We start from the raw sequence: 18004 nt of genomic DNA on the forward strand, positions 1-18004 counted from the left end.
GCCGGGCGTCAGTCGCGGCGGGCGACGACGCGGTAGGCGTTGGAGACGCGGAGGCGGTGCGAGAGGGGCCGTACCGCGAAGCGGTCCAGGAGGGTGCCGGCGATCAGGGCCGGGATGCCCGCGATGAGCAGCGTGGCGCGGAGCGTCTTCTGGAGGGCGCCGGGCGGTTTCGGCACCCAGGGGGCGTCCTCGCGCGGGGCCGTGTGGTCCAGGGCGAGCCAGACGGCCGCCAGCAGGTCGACGGGGTCGTGGGCCTCGGCGTGCTGTTCGGCGACGACGGTGAAGCCGAGGTCGGTGAGGCGGGCGCGGAGGTTGGCGACCGGGATGAAGTGCAGGTGCTGCGGCTGGAGCCACGGGAGCCACCAGCGGCCGAGGAGGCGGGCGTAGCGGCTCTCGGGGTCCGGGACCTCGATGAGGAGGTGGCCGCCGGGGCGTACCGTCTCGTGGGCGGCGCGCAGTTCGCGGTCGGGGTCGGTGCTGTGCTCCAGGTAGTGGAACATGCTGACCACGTCGTAGCGGGCGGTGAGGTCGGGGGCCAGGTCGGGGAAGGCGCCCCGGTAGGCGTGCTCCACGCGGCCCTCGCGGGCGGCGAGTTCGACGCCGTCGGTGAAGTCGAGGCCGTCGAAGGCGGTGCCGGGCAGCACCTCGCGGGCGGCCTCGCAGAAGTGGCCGTGGCCGGTGCCGACGTCGAGCCAGTTCTTGGGGATCGGGTCGTGCGGGACCATCGACTCGGCGCGGCCCTGGTACATCTTGGTGCGGCCGCCGAAGGTGCCGCTCATCTTCTGCTCGCCGAGGCCGTCGTAGAAGTCGCGGTAGTAGAACTCCAGGCCGGCCTCGTTCAGGCGCGGGTTCTGGAACGTGTGCCCGCAGTCCTGGCAGCGGTCGAGGGCGAAGCCGCCGGGCTTGTGCTGGAGCAGGTCGGTGGTGCGCAGGCGGGTGGTGAGCCGGTCGGAGTCGCACCAGGGGCAGGTGGTGCGCCGGGGCTCGAAGAAGCGGTCGGTTCCCTCGGCGAGGTCCCGCTGGTAGGCGGAGCGCAGCGCCTCGATCTCACTCTGCTTGCTCATCGGCTCTCCTTGCGTGCGGGTCGGCTGCGAGGGCTTCCAGGTGGGCCGCGGCGGCCGGCGCGCCGCCCGCCGCGCGGAAGGCGGTGCGGATCCGGGCCGCGGCCGTGCGGTGGGCGGGTTCGTACAGGACGGTGTCGAGGGCCTCGCCGAGGCGGTCGGCGGTGACCCGGCCGAACCTGACCCGCAGGCCCGCGCCCGCGTCGACGACCTGTCCGGCGATCACCGGCTGGTCGTCGCGGATGGGGGCGACGACCAGCGGGACGCCGTGCCACAGCGCCTCGCACACGGTGTTGTGCCCGGCGTGGCAGACGACCGCGTCGACCCGTTCCAGGAGCGGGAGCTGGGGCAGCGAGGGGAGTACGAGGACGTCCTTATCGTCGGGTGCGGGCGGCAGGGTGGCGCCGGGGTCGGCGACCAGCGCCTGGACCCGGTCGGCCCGGTCGCGTACGGCGCTCACGCACTCGGCGAGGAACCGTGCGCCCGTGTCCGCGTTGGCGGTGCCGAGGGAGACGAGGACCCGCTCCCGGCCCGGGTCCAGCCAGCCCCAGGGGAAGCCGTCGGCGGCCGGGCGGGCGGAGATCGACGGGCCGACGTACCGGACCGCCGGACGGTCGGTGCCGCCGGCCAGTTCGGGGGTGGTGAAGGCGAGCGTCAGCCGGGGCGAGAAGCGCGGGTCGGCGGTGCCCGCCGGGTCCCCGATGCGCTCGCGCAGTTCGGCGAGGCGGGCCCGGAGCCACTCGGCGACCTTGGGGATGCCGTCGTACGCCCCGCCGAACTCGGCGGAGGTGGTCGCCGAGGTCGCCCAGGGCAGGCCGAGCCGCTCGGCCACCAGGGCGCCGGCGAAGGCCTGCTGGTCGGCGACGACGACATCGGGGCCGAAGGCGTCGGCGGCGGCCCGGACCCCGGGTGCCATCGCGTCGGCGAGCGGCACCAGGAACCACTCCCACAGGAACCTCAGCGCCTCCGCGCCCCGCAGGTCGGCGGGGCGTTCGCCCTCGACGGCGCCCGCGCACGGGAACACGGTGGCCTGCGGTCCCGCGAGCCGGTGCACCAGGCCGGCGTCCGGGCAGACCCAGGCCACCCGGTGCCCGCGCGCGGTGAGTTCGGCGGCGACGCCGACGGCCGGGTTGATGTGCCCGACCAGCGGCGGGACGACGAACAGGAAGCCGCTCACCGGACCCCGGCCGTCCGCGCCGCGCCGACCGAACCGACAGAGCCGACCGAGCCGACCGAGCCGACCGAGTGGATCAGCTCCAGGATGTGGCCGCCGACCGTGCCGGACGCCTCGACCAGCACGGAGTGCTCGTGCCCCGGCAGCACCACGGACCGGTAGTCCGCCAGCAGCGCCTCCTTCAGCGGCACCACCTCCACCAGGTCCGAGTCACCGCCGTACACCCCGAGGACCGGGCAGCGTACGGCGCTGATCTGCTCCTCGGTGAGGACCCGGCTGGCGGGGATGTCCCGGCCCAGGCTGGTCTCGCGGGCGAGCCGGGCCGCCCCCTTGGCCAGGCGCGCGGTGTTGTGGCTGCGGTGGGCGGTGATCCAGGCGATCGCGTCCGACTCGTTGTGGGCGAGTTCGGTGACCACCCGGTGCAGGATGCCGCCGAGTTTCGCGGCCCAGGCGGCGGTCGCCGGTTCGGACTCGATGAGGGTCAGGCTGGCCGTGCGCCCGGGGTGGCGGGCCGCGTAGCCGAAGGCGATGGTGCCGCCGTAGGAGTTGCCGACGAGATGGACCGGGCCGGTGATCGACAGGTGGTCGAGCAGGGCCTCCAGGTCGTCGATGTTGTGGTCGAGGGTGTAGCCGCCGGGCGGACGGCCGCTGCGGCCGTGGCCCCGCAGGTCGTACATGACCACGTCGAGGCCGGAGGCGGCGAAGGCGGGGGCCACGGTGAAGTAGTAGCTGGCCAGGCTGTCGGTGAGCAGCCCGTGCACGAGGACCACGGTGGCGACGGGGACCCGGCCCTCCGCCGGGCCCATTCTCTGCACGTGCAGCCGGACGTCTCCGGTGTCGACGATCGCCATGGCTCAGCCCGCCTCCGTGGCCTTCAGGCTCCACACGACGTACTCGACGAGCCGGCCGACGGTCAGCTCGATGATCTCGTCGAACTCCATCCCGGCCAGGAACTCGGCGAAGTTGACCCGCTTGCCGTACCGCTCCTCCAGGAGCCCGGCGAGGGTCACGAGATCGATGCTCTCCAGCTCCAGGTCGCGGTTGAAGGTGGTGCTCATGCCGATCTCGGCGTCGTCGTCGCCGTACTCCTCCAGCAGGGTGCGGAGCATCCGGCCGAGATCGGCGAGCACCGCCTCCTCGTCGGCGCGGACTTCGGGCTCGGTGGGGTTCATCGCGGGTCCTCCTCTGGGTCTGCGGCTGCCGGTCCGGTCGTCCAGGCCACGACGTAGTCGCGGTCCGGCAGTGCGGGGGGATTGCGGACCGGCGCGCAGTGCACCGGGTAGGCGCGTTCCAGCCGGCCCGAGACCAGCAGCCGGCTGCCGTCCGGGGCCGCCTCCAGGACGGCGAAGTCCCTGGGCCGGCCGTCGAATCCGGTGCCCTCCGCCTTGGCGACGGCCTCCTTGGCGGCCCAGAACCGGGTGAACCACAGCGCGGTCGAGTCGTCGGCGGAAAGGGCGTGCAGCAACCGGAGTTCGTCCGCGCCCAGCGCGACCTCCATGGCCGCCGGGTCGCGTTCGGTGACCTCTTCGATGTCGATGCCCGGTCCGGGTCCTGGGGTGTACGGCCGTACGATCGCCACGGCCGCCTCGGCCCGGTGGGCGAGGGAGACGTCCAGGGCGGGCAGGGTACGGCTGTGCACGCCGACCACGTAGGGGCGGCCCGACACGTCGTTGCGGACCCGGAGTTCGGCCGGGAAGACGGGGCCCTCGCCGTGCTGCCAGAGCCACTGCCGTACCGCGTCCTTGGCGGCGATCCGGCCGAGCAGCCACTGCCGGCGGCCGCGCGGCGCGCGCTCGGCGTACTCCGAACGCTCCGCCCCGCCCAGCGAGTTGCGCATGATCAGGTCGCGGGAGGCCAGGTCCGGCCAGCGTTCATGGAGCAGCACCCAGCCGCCGGGACGGGCCTCGGACAGGGTGTTGCGCTCGGGGAAGCGCTCGACGGGACGGGTTTTCGGGTCGTTGTCGAAGCGCCGGTCCTGCCAGCCGCCGATGCTCGCCCAGACCCGGCCGTCCACCGTCAGCTGGACGTCCGCCTCCAGGACGGTGTCGGTGAGCGAGGTGATCCGCACCAGGCAGCCGACCTCGGTGCCGGGGGCCGGGTGCGGGCCGTGGAAACGCATCTCCCGCATCTGCACCGGGAAGACGACGGTCCGCTCGGTGCGGGTGGCCATGATCCAGTAGCCGAGGATCTGGCCGACGTTGTCGAGAAGCGCGCCCGGGGCGGCGGGCGTGGTGATCACTCCACGAACGTGCCGGTCGCCGATCGCGGCGAGCTCGGTGACGCCTTGAAACGCCGGGCCGTGGAACATCCAGCGCTCGCTGTAGAGCTGGGCGGCGGTGTGGTCGGGGGTGCGTTCGGGGGCCGGGGGGCGCGCGGGGGCGGAGGGGGGTGGCACGTAGCCCGGGGCGAGTTCGACGACCGCGCGGGCGGTGGGGCCGAAGGCGACGGCGACCCGGCCGGGTCCCTCGGGGGTGACGGTGACCGGGACGTCGACGGCGGGGGTGGCGGTGAGCCAGCGGTCGAAGCGGGCCCGGTGTACGGCCACCGCCCGCAGGCCGGTGGCCGCCTCCGCCGCGTCCGTCATGTGCCGGACGATCGTGGTGGCGGGGACCACCGGCCAACGGTCCTCGACGTCCGGCCAGCCAGGGCGCTGCGGGAAGAAGCAGTGGTCGAGGAGGTGGGGCATCGTCTCGGGGGACACCCGGAGGGTGGTGGCACGGAGTGGTGGGGCTGCTGCCGCGGCCGGGACGCGGGGGCGGGGGCCGGGGGGTGTGGTGGGGGTGCGGGACGATGTGGCCGGAGGCCAGGAACTCACGGCCGACGGCGCGGCTGCCATGTCCGGCGGCACGGCTGCCATGTCCGGCGGCACGGGCATCGCAGCCGGCGGCACGGGCATCGCGGCCGGAGCCGCGGGAGTCGTCCTGGCCGGAGCCGCGGATGTCGTGCGGATCGCGCCGAGTACGGCGGCCGCCGTGTCGGCGGTGTCGCGCAGGAGCGCGCTCAGTTCGGCGGCGGCCGGGATGCGTACGGCGAGGTCGTCGAGCGGGGACGGGCCCGCGACGGCGTGCCGGGGGACCGGCGTCGCCGTGCCCCGCGCCCCGCCGCCCAGCTCGGCACGGAGCGCGGCGAGGACCGGCCCGTCCAGGGACACCAGCGCGCCGCCGAGGTCGAGTCGGACGGGCGGGCGGTGTCGTACGGCCGTGGTCGTGCCGTTCGCCGCCGCCGGGACCGCCGGGGCCACCGCCGCGCCCGCCGTCCACAACGCGGTGGCCACGCGCCGGAGTTGGGCCATGCCGGAGCGGTGCGCGGAGTTGGCGGCGACGGCGAGGTGGTCGCGGTCGCCGAGGATGTCGCCGATGAGGGAGGCGAGTTGGCCGGGGCCGGTCTGTACGAAGGTGCGGTGCCCGGCGGTGTAGAGGGCCTCGATCAGCTGCCGGAAGCGGACGGGCTCCAGCAGGTGCCGGACGAACAGGTCCCGTACCGCCGACTCGGCCTCCGGGAAGGGCGCCGCGGTGGTGCCGGACCAGACCGGGACGGTCGGCCGGTGCAGCCGGAAGCGCTCGGCGGCCTCCTTGATGGGGGTCAGGTACGGCTCCAGCATCGGCGTGTGGAAGCCGGACCGGAACGGCAGCACCTGGCACAGGACGCCGTCGGCACGGAAGGCGCGGACGAAGCCCTCCACGGCCCGGTCGGGGCCGCAGACCATCGACTGGCCCGGCGCGTTGTCGTGGGAGAGGACGATCCCGGCGTCCGCCCAGTCGTCGTCGAGTGCGGCGAGGACCCGGTCGGCGGGGGCGCCGATCGCGGCGAAGGCGAGACCGGGGACGGTGACCGCGTCGGGGTCGAACTCGTCCATGAACGCGTCGACCTGCTCGCCCGAGTAGAGCCCGGCGACCGCCATCGCCGTCCACTCGCCGACACTGTGCCCGGCGACCGCGTCCGGCACGACGCCCATCCGGCGCAGCGCCGTGTCGAGCAGCCGCCCCACGCCGACGACACCGAACCCATGACGGCCTACGTCACCGACCCGCACGTCCTGTGCGACGGGCCCGGCGACGGTGGGGAGGCCGAAATGCGCGGCGATGTCGTCGACGCGGGGAGTGAACTCGCCTTCCAGGCCCGGGAAGACGAAGGCCAGTCCGCCGGTGCGGAGCAGCGGGGCGGGCCGGAACCACACGTCGTTGCGGCCCTGCCAGGCCCGGCCCTTGCCGATGGCACGACGGGCGAGGGCGAGCCGTTTGGCGGTGGGATCGACGATGCCCAGGCGGACCGGGCCCGCCTCCGGATGAGTCCCTTCGGGAGCGAGGCCGGCGGCGAGGACGGCGGAGTCGTCGGCGGCGAGGAGCGCGGCCAGCCGGTCGGGGGTGTCGGCGGCGAGCAGGAGGATGCGCTCGGGTTCGGAGACTTCGGTGACCTGGGCGGCGCGGGGTCCGATGGCCTCGGTGCTGCGGGGTCCGGTGGCTTCCCCGGCGCGGGACCCGGTGTCCCCAGCGCCAAGGCCGACGGCGGCCGGGCGGCGGCCGGGTGCTTCCTCCAGGACCACGTGTGCGTTGATCCCGCCGAACCCGAAGGCGTTCACCCCGGCCCTGCGGACCGGCTGCTCGCGGGTGGTCCGCCAGGGTTCGGCCCGGTCCAGGGTACGAAAGCGAGTGGCCGCCAGGGCCGGGTGCGGGTCGTCGCAGTGCAGCGTGGGCAACAGCGTGGCGTGGTGCAGCGCGAGGGCCGCCTTCACCAGACCCGCGACCCCGGCGGCCGGCATGGTGTGACCGATCATCGACTTCACCGAGCCCAGCACAGCCCGCTCACCTTCGGCACCCGGCCCGAACACCTCCGCGAGCGTGGCCAGTTCGGCCGTGTCACCGGCCGGGGTCGCGGTGCCGTGCGCCTCCAGCAGACCCACCGAGGACGATGCGGCGGGATCCAGCCCGGCAGCCCGCCAGGCCTGGCGTACGGCGTGGGCCTGACCACCGGGATCGGGGTTGACCAGCCCGGAAGTACGGCCGTCGCTGGCCACGCCGGTACCCCGGATCACCGCATACACACGGTCACCGTCCCGCTCGGCGTCCACCAGACGCTTGAGGACCACGATGCCGGTGCCCTCGCCGATCAGGATGCCGTCCGCCTCGCGGTGGAAGGGCCGGATCCGCTCACTCGGAGAGAGCGCCCGCAGCTGGGAGAACACACTCCACAGGGTGATGTCGTGGCAGTGGTGCACTCCCCCGGCGAGCATCACATCGCAGCGCCCGGCGGCCAGTTCGGTGACGGCCTGGTCGACGGCGACCAGCGAGGAGGCGCAGGCCGCGTCCACGGTGTAGGCGGGGCCGCGCAGGTCGAGGCGGTTGGCGATCCGGGAAGCCGCGAGGTTGGGCACCAGGCCGATCGCCGACTCGGGGCTGGCCGGGCCGAGCCGCTCGGTGAACGCCTCCCGCACCCGGGCCAACTGACCCGCAGACAGACCGGGCACCAACTCACCCAGCGTGCGCACCAGTTGCCCAGCCGTACGGACCCGCTGGTCGAGCCGGACCAGACCAGGCGTGAGGTAGCCGCCCCGGCCCAGCACCACCCCGATCCGGTGCCGCTCCGGCAGCCGCTCCTCACCACCCGCGTCCGCGATCGCGGACGCCGCCACATCAAGAGCGATCAGCTGATCGGGCTCCGTACCGCCGACGGAGTTCGGCATGATCCCGTACCGGGTGACCTCGACCTCGGCGAGGTCGTCGACGAAGCCGCCGCGCCGGCAGTAGACCTGGTCGGGGACGGCGGGCCCGGCCGCCGTACCGGGACGGTAGTAGTCCGCGTCCCAGCGCCCTGCCGGCACCTCGCCGATGGCGTCCACGCCGTCGCGCAGATTCCTCCAGTACGCGTCGAGGCCCGCGGCGCCGGGGAGCAGCACCGCCATGCCCACGATCGCGACCGGTGTCTGACGGTCGTCGCTCATGTCACCAGCCCGAAGCGGTGTAGACGACGGCCCGCACGGACGGCTCGCCCCAGGCCAGCTCCCGCAGCAGCGCGGCAGCGCCCTCGGCGGGATCGATCAGCCGCACCCCGCGCCGCGCGTACTCGCGCCCCAGCTCGGGACTGACCATCCCGGTGTGACCGCCGACAGGCGCCCAGGGCCCCCAGTGCACGGTCAGCACCCGGCTCCCAGCGCGCTCCGCCCACTGCGCGCCCAGACTCTCCAACGCGTCATTCGCGGCGGCGTAGTCGGCCTGGCCACGGTTGCCCAGCACAGCCGAGATACTGCCGAACAGCACGGCGAAACCGGGGCCGTTGGGGAGTTCCTCCAGCGCGGCGAGCAGGGTCGTGGCACCGGCCGTCTTGGTCCCGTACACCCGCTGGAAGGACTCCGCCGACTTCTCGGCGATCAGGCGGTCCTCGATCACCCCGGCCGCGAACACCACCCCGTCCAGACGGCCGTGATCGGCGTGGATCTCCTTGACGGCCTGGAGCGCGGCCTCCCGGTCACGGAAGTCCACAGCCCGGTAGCGGGCCTCACTGCCGAGGGCAGCAAGTTCGTCCAGGGTCGCGGAGATCTCCCGCTGAGCGAGGATCAGTTCAGCCTCGCGGCCCACCTCGGCGGGCTTGAGTCCGCCCCGGGCGGCGAGGGCCGCGCGGAGTGCGGCGGGGGTGTGGGCATGGGCGGTGTCCGGGGCCTCGGGGCCGGCAGGCGCCGGGGTCCGGCCCAGCAACTCGATCCGGCAACGGCAAGCAGCGGCCAGACCGGCCGCGAACGTCGCGGTGATCCCCCGGGCCCCGCCGACCAGCAGCACCACCGAATCCCGGTCCAGGCCGAGCGCGGCGGCCTCGGCGGCCCCCTCCCCCGCCGGACCAGCACCACCGGTGGCCAGCGCGCCCAGCGGCACCTCGGCCAGTTCGAGCCCCTGCCGTCCGGCGGCCGTGCGCAGCACGACGGGGACCGGCTCCGGGGCCAGCAGCTCCGCGATCAGCGCGTCGGCGACGGCGTCCGGTGCCACGTCCCCGAGGGTCACCACCCGGGCGACCGTGTCCGGGTACTCCCGGGCGACGGTACGGAACAGACCGTGCAGCCCGGCAGAGCGCGCCGCGTCCTCGCCGTCGGCGGGCCGGGCGGCCAGCAGCCAGCGCGGACCACGGGCCAGGGCCGCCCGCAGCACGGGGAAGGCCTCCGGCAGCACGGGGGTGTCACCGCCGGACAGGGCGCCCAGGTACAGCACCCCGTCCACGGTCCCGTCCGCCGCGCCGAGCAGCTGGTCCGCGTCGACGGTCACGACTTCGGCCCCGTACTCGGCGAGCCGTTCCGCCAGCCGTAGGTGCTCCCCGAGGAGCAGGAACCGCTGCCCGGACAGCACGGCGGCCGGGTCGGCGGCCGGGTCCGGCTGTGCCAGGGCAACGGGCCGCAACTCGAAGCGTTTGGGGGCCACTCCGGTGAGGGGTTCCTCCGCCGCGACGGGAGCGGCAGCGGCCAGGGGCTCCTGCGCCGCGACCGGAGCCGCACCGGCGACGGGCTTCTCCGGTTCGGCGGCGGGCCCGCCGACCCGCGCCGTCAGCCAGCCCGTCACGGCGGCCGCCGTCCGTGCCTTGGCCAGCTCCTCCAGCTCGCTGTCGTCCAGGGTCTCCGCCCCGCCCGCGATCCCGAGCCGCTTCGCCAACTCCCCCGCGATCTCGGCCCGTTTGATCGAGTCGATACTCAGGTCCGCCTCCAGATCGAGATCGGGCTCGATCATGTCGACGGGATAGCCGGTGCGCTCGCTGATGATCTCCAGGACGACCCGCTCGACGTCGGTCGTCTCCTCGGGCTCGGGCCCGGCCTCCACCACCGGGGCGGCAGGCAGCGGCTGCGGCTGCGGTACGACCGCTTCGGCCGGCGGCAGCTGCTGCAGCAGCACCGGAGCCGCCGGCACCTGGGTCGCCCCGAAGTAGGTGAGCAGCACGTCTCGCTGGGCGGCGATCATCTCCCGGCTGGTGCGCAGGAACTCGGAGATCAGCGCGTCCCGGTCGGCCGGGGCGCCGTGCGGCGGGTTCGTCACAGTCGTCGTCTCCACGACTCGTCGGGCCGGTGCCAGGGCACCGGGCAGGAAGTCACCGGCGGCGGTGCGCACGAGCTGTCCGTCGACCGTCCAGCCGGGCCGTTTCGGCGCCGGGGTCCGCAGCGCGTCCACGGCGTCACGGCCGTGCAGCAGCCAGGCGGTGCGCACCGGCACGCCGGCGACGGCCAATTGGGCGAGCGCGTCGAGCCAGCCGCGCAGTCCGCTGTCGGCGCGGGGCTCGCAGGCCACGGTGGTGTGCGGGCGGTCACCGAGGATCTGCCCGACGAGCCGGGTGAGCACGCTGCCGGGTCCGGCCTCGACGAAGACCCGGGCCCCGGCCTCGTACATCGCCTCGATCTGAGCGGCGAAGACGACGGGCGAGCCGATCTGGGCCGCAAGTCCGGCACGCACCGCCTCCGCGTCGTCGCCATAGGGAGCCGCCGTACGGTTGGACCACACCGGGAACTCGGGCGGCCGTACGACCGTGTCCGCCAGGACCTCCGCGAACCGCTCGCCCGCCCCGGCCACGACCGGGCTGTGGAAGGCACAAGCCACCGGGATCCGCTTGGCACCGAGACCGGCCTCGCGCAACAGCCTTACCGCTGCGGTGACTTCCTCGGTCGGACCCGAGATCACCGTCTGTTGCGGCGAGTTGTGGTTGGCGAGAACCACGGCGTCCGGGGCACCGGCCGCGCGCAGCGCCCGCTCGACGTCGTGCGCTCCGGCGGACACGGCGGCCATGGTGCCGGGTTCGTCGCCCGCGGCTGCCAGGATCGCGGCCGCGCGTTCGGCACTGAGTTCCAGGAGGGCCTCGGGGGTGAGGGCGCCGGCCGCGCTCAGGGCGACGAGTTCGCCGTAGCTGTGTCCGGCGGCCATGTCGGGACGGACGCCGGCCGCCGTGAGCAGGGCGTGGGCGGCGAGGCCGGTGATGCCGAGGGCGGGCTGGGCGGCCCGGGTGTCGGTGAGGGCCGCCCGACGGCGCTCCCTGGTGGTGTCGTCGAAGGCGGCGGGCGGATAGAGGGCGTCGGCGTGGACCCGGCCCAGTTGCAGGTAGTGCTGCAGCTCGGGGAAGGCGATCAGAACGTCGGCCAGCATGCCGGGGCGCTGACTGCCCTGACCGGGAAAGAGGAACGCGACCTTGGCGTCCGCGTCTTGGGACGCGCCGGCCAAGTGGATCCCGGCCCGCGGGTCCCGCTCCCCCGCCAGGACCCGCCGCAGCTGCCCGGCCAGTCCGGCCACGTCGTCCGCGACCACCGCCGCCCGTACCGGCTCGGGCGAGGCGTCCGCACGGCGGGCGGCGGCCAGCGCCAGGTCGCGCAACCGCCAGGAGCCGGACTCGGCCGCCCGCAGCAGTTCCTCGACGCCCCGGTGGGCGGCCTTCTCGTCGCGCCCCCGGAACAGGAACAGCTCGGCGGGCCAGGCGTCCAGGCCCTGTTCCGGCGGCACCGCGCCGTCATACGCCTCCAGCACCACATGAAAGTTGGTGCCACCGAAGCCGAACGCGCTGACCCCGGCGACCCGTTCGGCGGCCGGGACCGCCCAGGGCCGGGCCTCGGTATGGAAGACGAACGGGCTCTCGTCCTCGGTCCACGCCGCATTGGGCCGCTCCAGGTGCAGGGTGGGCGGCTTCACACCCGCGTGCAGGGCCAGAGTGGTCTTGATCAGACCAGCGAGTCCGGCAGCACACTTGGTGTGCCCGATCTGCGACTTCACCGAGCCCAGCGCACAACTGGCTTTCTCCGCGCCCGCCTCCGCGAACACCTCACTGAGAATGGTGAGTTCGGTGCGGTCGCCGACGACGGTCCCGGTGCCGTGCGCCTCGACCAGCCCCACCCGCGCCGGGGAGATACCGGCGCTGCGGTACGCACGCAGCAGCGCCGCCCGCTGCCCCTCGGGACGAGGCGCGGTCAACCCCAGGGAACGGCCGTCACTCGACGAACCCAGCCCCTTGATCACCCCGTAGACCCGGTCACCGTCCCGCTCGGCATCGGCCAGCCGCTTCAGCACGACACACGCCACACCCTCACCCAGCGCGATACCGTCCGCGGAGCCGTCAAAAGCCCGCGAACGCCCCGTCGGCGACAGCGCATGCACCGAAGAGAACAGCACATAGTCGTTGATCCCGTTGTGCAGATCCGCGCCACCGCACAGCACGACATCACTCGTCCCGGCAGCCAGCTCCTTGCACGCCACATCCACCGCCGCCAACGAGGACGCACACGCCGCGTCCACGGTGAAGTTGGCACCGCCCAGATCCAGCCGGTTCGCGATCCGCCCCGAGATGACATTGGCGAGCATCCCCGGGAACGAATCCTCCGTCAGCCGGGGCAGCTGCTCCTCCAACCCCTCCGGCACCCTCCCGAAATAAGAGGGCAGCACCGCCCGCAGCGTGCCCGCGTTCGACAGATCGCTGCCCGCCTCCGCACCGAAGACCACGGAGGTGCGCGAGCGGTCGAACCCCCGCCCCCGCTCTCCGTATCCGGCATCATCCAGCGCCCGCCGCGCCGCCTCCAGGGCGAGCAGCTGAACCGGCTCGATATGCCCCAGGGACGCGGGCGGAATGCCATAGCTCAACGCGTCGAAGGGAATCGGCGGCAGGAAACCACCCCACTTCGAAGTGGTGCCGCCCTCGGCGTGATGGACAGCCGGATCCCAGCGCTCGGGCGGGACCTCCGTGACCGCATCATGCCCTGCCACCACGTTCGCCCAGAACGTGGCCAGATCGGGAGCCTGCGGGAACATGCACGCCATACCCACGATCGCGATGTCCAACGGCGCGGGCGCGGGCGTTTCCGGCCGCTGCTCCCCGGCAGACCGCTCCGCCAGGAAGTCGGCCGCGCCGTCGGTCACGGCGTGGTGCAGGGCCGCCACGGTGGTGGTCGCCGAGCGCAGCACGGCGACCTCGCCGGCCATGAACATCCCGTCGTCGAGCTGGCGTTGCTCGTCGACGCGGTCCAGTCGGCCGCTGTCCGGGTCCCGGTCGAGGCCTTTGCTGGCGATGCGCAGCCGGCCGACGTTGAGCTTCTCCAGTTCCTCCCACAGTCGCCGGTCGGGCACTCCGGCGGCCCGCAGATCGGCTTCGCGCTCGTGGTAGTCGAGGGTGAACGGGCTGGGCACGCAGCGGGTGGCGTGGCCGGGAGCGGTCTCCAGGAGCGCGGTGGAGGTGGCCGCCCGGACCTGGCGCTGGAAGAGGGGCTGGATGGCGCCCCGGTCCACGGCTTCCTCGGTGAAGAGGTAGGCGGTGCCCATGAGCAGGCCGACGGCCGCACCCCGAGCGGTGAGGGGCGCGGCGAGCGCGGCGACCATCGCAGCCGAACGCGCGTCATGGACACCGCCCGCGAAGAACACCTCCAGACCCTCGACGTCCGGGAAATCCTCCAGTACCGCGAGCTGGGCCTCCCACAGCGGGAAGCTCGCACGCGGCCCCACGTGACCGCCGCACTCGGACCCCTCGAACACGAACTTCCGGGCCCCCGCCTCCAGGAACTGCCGCAACAGCCCCGGCGAGGGCACATGCAGGAAGGTGCTGATCCCGGCCCGCTCCAACGCCTCCGCCTGGGCAGGCCGGCCACCCGCGACAATCGCATGACTGGGCCGCAGTTCTCGTACCGCTTCGAGCTGCGCGTTCCTGAGCTCCTCGGGAGCGAAGCCGAGCACACCCACGCCCCACGGCCGGCCATCGAGCACGGCCCGGGCCTCGGTCAGCATCTCGCGGGTGCGGATACCGTCCGCCAGGGCCAGCGCCAGGAAGGGCAACGCCCCGTCATCGGCGACCGCGGCGGCGAAGGCGGCCCGGTCGCTCACCCGGGTCATCGGGCCCTGGGCGACGGGTAGCCGGGTGCCGAGGGCGTGGCTCATGGCGGAGGTCGCGGGACGCAGCGCCTCGGCGGCGCCCGGTTCCGTGCGGATCACGGCGGTCAACTCCCGTACGGTCCGGCGCACATCGCCCCAACGGTCGGCGAACCGTGCGGCGAGGAAGCCGTCCTGGCCCACCGGCAGCAGTTGGGTGCGCGGATCCTCGGCGCCGAGCAGCGCGGCGACCGCGGCGGGGTCGTCGGCGGGCGGCCGTACGGCGTCCGGGCCGCGGCGGTGCAGTACCCGGTGTCCGGCCAGGACGACGGTCTCGGAGCCGTCGAGGGTGCGCAGCGCGGCGGCCGTCGCCTCGGGCAGCCGGGACTCGGCGAGCAGGGCCAGTTGGCTGTCGAGGACCACGCCGGCCGCGCCGCCCGCCACAGCCGCGGCCGCCGTACGCGGCCCGATGCCACCGCAGGCCCACACCGGGACATCCAACTCCGGCGCGTCAAGCAGCTGTTGGAGCAGGACGAAGGTGCTCAGCTCGCCGACCCGGCCGCCGCTCTCGGCGCCCCGGGCGATCAGCCCGTCCGCCCCGGCCGCGACCGCCTCGCGCGCCGCGTCCAGATCAGTGACCTCCACCAACACCCTTGTTAGCGAGGCGAGTTGGGCGATGTCCCAGGGTGCGTCGGCGGCCAGGACGACCGTGTCGGGTGCCGGGCCCAGGTCCGCCGGGGTGAGCGCGCAGCCCGCGGCCACCCGCACGCCGTACGGTCCCGGTGCCGCCCGTTTCAGCCGGGTCAGCGCCTCCCGGGTTCTTCGGTCACCGGGTCCCAGGTCGAGGACGCCGAGTCCGCCGGCGGCACAGGCCGCCGCGGCGAGCCTGGCATCGGGTTGCCCGAAAGGAGTGATGCAGATGATCAGGTCGACGGCACGCACAGGCAACGTCATGATGCTCCGAATAATCGGGAGGACAGCACGGTGGGGGATGTGTGCGGCGGAAAGCGCGGGGTGAGGCCACCGGAAACTAGCGAGTTCATTACTCGCGGGTCAATAACGGAGGGGGCCCATGACGTCCGGTAGTATTGATTCGGCCAGCCCGGGGAATTCGCCGCAAGAGCCGAAAAAGCTGGCAATTCCCTTCGGATCGACGGCCGTTCGGCGCGCCGGTCACCGGCGCCACACCGACACAAGCCCGTCAAAGCACCCCGGCCATTCACCGGGCACTCACCCCGGCGCAACGCGCCGTGCGGGCGCGCCCAGCTCTGTAAATTCGGGATGACTTCGGTCCGCTGGCTCGATCCTGGCACACCGGAAAGCGGTTCCGAACGCCATGGCGCCAACCCTGACCCAAGGCTGACAGAAACCTGACGCCAACTGTATTACTTCAAATGAAACACGCAGTGGGGAAAATTCTCGTAAACCCTTGAAGTAAAGCGGCCGGAGAGCCCTCGCTCCCCGGCCGCTCATTGACAGGAATTCAGCGGTGGCCGCCGCCCACCCGCGCTCCGGCGCGCAGCCGCAGGTCGCCGGACGAGGCCCCCACCCAGACGGTGCGCCGTCCGGTGCCGAGCACCCAGCGGTGCCTGCGCGCGTCCCACGACGACAGGGTGCGCGCGGCGACCCGCACGGTCACCCGGCGCCGCTCACCCGCACGCAGCACCAGCCGCCGGTAGCCGCCCAACACCCGTACGGCCTGGTCGAGTCGGAGGTCGGGCGACGGTCCGACGTACACCTGCGGCACCGCGACCCCGGTCCGCCGCCCCGTGTTGCGCACGGTGAACGTCACCTCCAGGCCGTCGTGCGTCCAGCGCGTCCCGGGTTCGGAGTAGGCGAAGGAGGTGTACGACAGCCCGTGCCCGAAGGGGAACAGGGGCCGTACACCCTGCGCGTCGTACCAGCGGTAGCCGGCGTGGATGCCCTCCGAGTACTCCTCGGTGCCGTCGACGCCGGGGTAGCGGCGCGGGTCGCCGGCCACCGGATGGTGGTCGTCGTCGGCCGGGAAGGACTGGGTGAGGCGCCCGCCCGGGTCGCTGTCGCCGAAGAGCACGGCGGCGGTGGCGGCCGCGCCCTCCTGGCCGGGGTAGTACATCTGGAGCACCGCCCCGGTCCGCGCCAGCCAGGGCATCGAGGTGGACGACGAGGTGTTGAGGACGACGGTGGTGCGCGGGTTGGCCGCGGCCACCGCCCGGATCAGCCGCTCCTGGTGGCCGGGCAGGGCGACGGTGGTGCGGTCGAGGCCCTCGGTGGCGTCCTCGTAGGCGAACAGCACGACATGGCGTGCGGCCCGGGCCGCGCTCACCGCGTCGGCGATGTCCTGGGCGCGGGTCGCGCCGGTGATCCGGCGCAGCCGGAACAGCAGGCCGGCGTCCCCGCCGTCCGCCGTGATCTTCAACGTGTGGGCGCCCTTGGCGAGTTGCGAGGTCTTGCGGCGGACGCCGAGGCCGTCGGGGGCGACGGCGACCAGGCCGCCGGAGAAGTACTCGCCGTAGCCGGCCGCGAGGGGGAAGAGTTCCTCGCCGTCCAGCAGGACCTTGGGGCGGGCGGTGGCCGCGGACGAGAAGTGCAGCACGAAGGTCCACTCGTCGTCCTCGCCGACGGTGAGCGAGCCGTCGTACTCCCAGGTCTTCCCGGCCGCCACCGACTGCCCCTCGCTGTCGAGGGCCGGGCTGACGGCGGAGGCGGGGATCGCCTTGCCGAACAGGTCCTCGCCGAGGGTGTGGGTGACGGTGCCGCGCGCCCGCGCCCGGATGGCGTCGAGGGGGCTGTCGGCGTGGTCGGGGACGACATGGGCGCTGCCGCCGCCGCTGACGAAGGGGAGTTCGCCGGTCGGTCCGATCACCGCGACGGCGCCGCCGTCCAGGGGCAGGGTGCCGCGCTCGTTGCGCAGCAGGGTCGCGCCGGCCTTGGCGACCTCCAGGGCCACCGCGGCGCCCGCCGCGGCGTCGCGGTCCGGGCGGGGCGGGGCGCTGCCGTCGAGGAGGCCGAAGCGGTCCATGACCGAGAGGATGCGGCGGACCGCGCGGTCGACGTAGGTCTCGGCCACGCTGCCGTTCTGCACCGCCGACTTGAGGGCCGTACCGAAGTAGGTTCCGTCGGGCATCTCCATGTCGAGGCCCGCGGTGATCGCGGCGGCGGTGCTGTGCGCGGCGAACCAGTCGGTCATCACCCAGCCCCGGTAACCCCACTGGTCGCGCAGGATGTCGGTGAGCAGGGTCGGGTTCTCGCAGGCGAAGGTGCCGTTGACCTTGTTGTAGGCGCCCATGACGGCGCCGGTGCCGGCCTCCACCGCCGCCTCGAAGCCACGCAGTTCGAGTTCGTGCATGGTCTGTTCGTCGGCCCGCACGTCGATCGAGTTGCGGTCCTTCTCCTGGTTGTTGAGGGCGAAGTGCTTGACGGTCGCGATCAGGCCCTCGCCCTGGATGCCCCGGATCTCGGCGGCGACCAGGTCGGAGGCGAGCAGCGGGTCCTCGCTGAACGTCTCGAAGTTGCGGCCCGCGTAGGGGGTGCGGATGAGGTTGACCATCGGGGAGAGCAGCACGTCCTGGCCCAGGGCGCGGCCCTCACGGCCGATCACCTGGCCGTAGCGGCGGGCCAGTTCGGGGTCGAAGGCGGAGGCGAGGAGCACCGGGGCGGGCAGTGCGGTGGCGTGCTCGGTGATCCGGACGCCGGCCGGGCCGTCGGCGAGTCTGAGGGGCGGGATGTTCAGCCGGGGAACTCCGGGCACATAGCCGGCCTGGCCGAGCGAGCCGGGGTCGGTGGCCCCGTGCAGCAGGGAGATCTTCTCGTCGAGGGTGAGTCGGGCGATCAGCCGCTCGACGCGGGGGCCGGCGCCGGCCCCGGGTCTGCCGGCCGCGGCGGCGGGCGTGAGCGGGAGGAGTCCGCCGGTGGCCGCGGCGGCGACCGCGATGGCGCCGGCCGTCAGACGCAGGGCGGATCGTCGGGAGACGGTTTCGGACATGAGCCGTCAC

General features: G+C 73.8%; 7 protein-coding genes. All 7 read right to left on the reverse strand.

What is annotated here, in order from left to right:
• Positions 1-8: 8 nt before the first annotated feature.
• The gene (locus tag ACIPSJ_RS43990) at positions 9-1064 is read right to left on the reverse strand and encodes a class I SAM-dependent methyltransferase (RefSeq protein WP_401354630.1); all 1056 of its coding nucleotides are present in this window, start codon (positions 1062-1064) and stop codon (positions 9-11) included.
• Positions 1048-2238, reverse strand: a complete 1191-nt coding sequence (locus tag ACIPSJ_RS43995) for a glycosyltransferase (RefSeq protein ID WP_401354632.1) — start codon at positions 2236-2238, stop codon at positions 1048-1050. The genes ACIPSJ_RS43990 and ACIPSJ_RS43995 overlap by 17 nt, the downstream gene beginning before the upstream one ends.
• Positions 2235-3086 carry an alpha/beta fold hydrolase gene (locus tag ACIPSJ_RS44000; RefSeq protein WP_401354635.1) on the reverse strand — a complete coding sequence of 284 codons (852 nt, stop codon included), beginning with the start codon at positions 3084-3086 and terminating at the stop codon, positions 2235-2237. Before ACIPSJ_RS44000 ends, ACIPSJ_RS43995 begins: the two co-directional genes overlap by 4 nt.
• 3 nt (positions 3087-3089) lie before the next feature.
• A complete protein-coding gene (locus tag ACIPSJ_RS44005; RefSeq protein ID WP_359226744.1) occupies positions 3090-3407 on the reverse strand; it encodes an acyl carrier protein in 318 nt (105 codons plus the stop codon).
• Positions 3404-8173 (reverse strand): beta-ketoacyl synthase N-terminal-like domain-containing protein, encoded by a 4770-nt coding sequence (locus ACIPSJ_RS44010; RefSeq protein ID WP_401354637.1) that lies wholly within the window; start codon positions 8171-8173, stop codon positions 3404-3406. The genes ACIPSJ_RS44005 and ACIPSJ_RS44010 overlap by 4 nt, the downstream gene beginning before the upstream one ends.
• Position 8174: 1 nt before the next feature.
• Positions 8175-14984, reverse strand: coding sequence for an SDR family oxidoreductase (locus tag ACIPSJ_RS44015; RefSeq protein ID WP_401354640.1), 6810 nt, complete (start codon positions 14982-14984; stop codon positions 8175-8177).
• Between the two features lie 529 nt (positions 14985-15513).
• Positions 15514-17994 (reverse strand): beta-glucosidase, encoded by a 2481-nt coding sequence (locus tag ACIPSJ_RS44020; RefSeq protein ID WP_401354642.1) that lies wholly within the window; start codon positions 17992-17994, stop codon positions 15514-15516.
• Between the last annotated feature and the right edge of the window lie 10 nt (positions 17995-18004).

Source organism: Streptomyces sp. NPDC090088, assembly GCF_044747345.1.
Classification (GTDB): Bacteria; Actinomycetota; Actinomycetes; order Streptomycetales; family Streptomycetaceae; genus Streptomyces.

Coding starts and splice junctions, on each gene's coding strand:
- ACIPSJ_RS44020 (WP_401354642.1), bottom strand. CDS start 17,994: ATGTCCGAAACCGTCTCCCGACGATCCGCCCTGCGTCTGACGGCCGGC.
- ACIPSJ_RS44010 (WP_401354637.1), bottom strand. CDS start 8,173: ATGAGCGACGACCGTCAGACACCGGTCGCGATCGTGGGCATGGCGGTG.
- ACIPSJ_RS44015 (WP_401354640.1), bottom strand. CDS start 14,984: ATGACGTTGCCTGTGCGTGCCGTCGACCTGATCATCTGCATCACTCCT.
- ACIPSJ_RS44000 (WP_401354635.1), bottom strand. CDS start 3,086: ATGGCGATCGTCGACACCGGAGACGTCCGGCTGCACGTGCAGAGAATG.
- ACIPSJ_RS43990 (WP_401354630.1), bottom strand. CDS start 1,064: ATGAGCAAGCAGAGTGAGATCGAGGCGCTGCGCTCCGCCTACCAGCGG.
- ACIPSJ_RS44005 (WP_359226744.1), bottom strand. CDS start 3,407: ATGAACCCCACCGAGCCCGAAGTCCGCGCCGACGAGGAGGCGGTGCTC.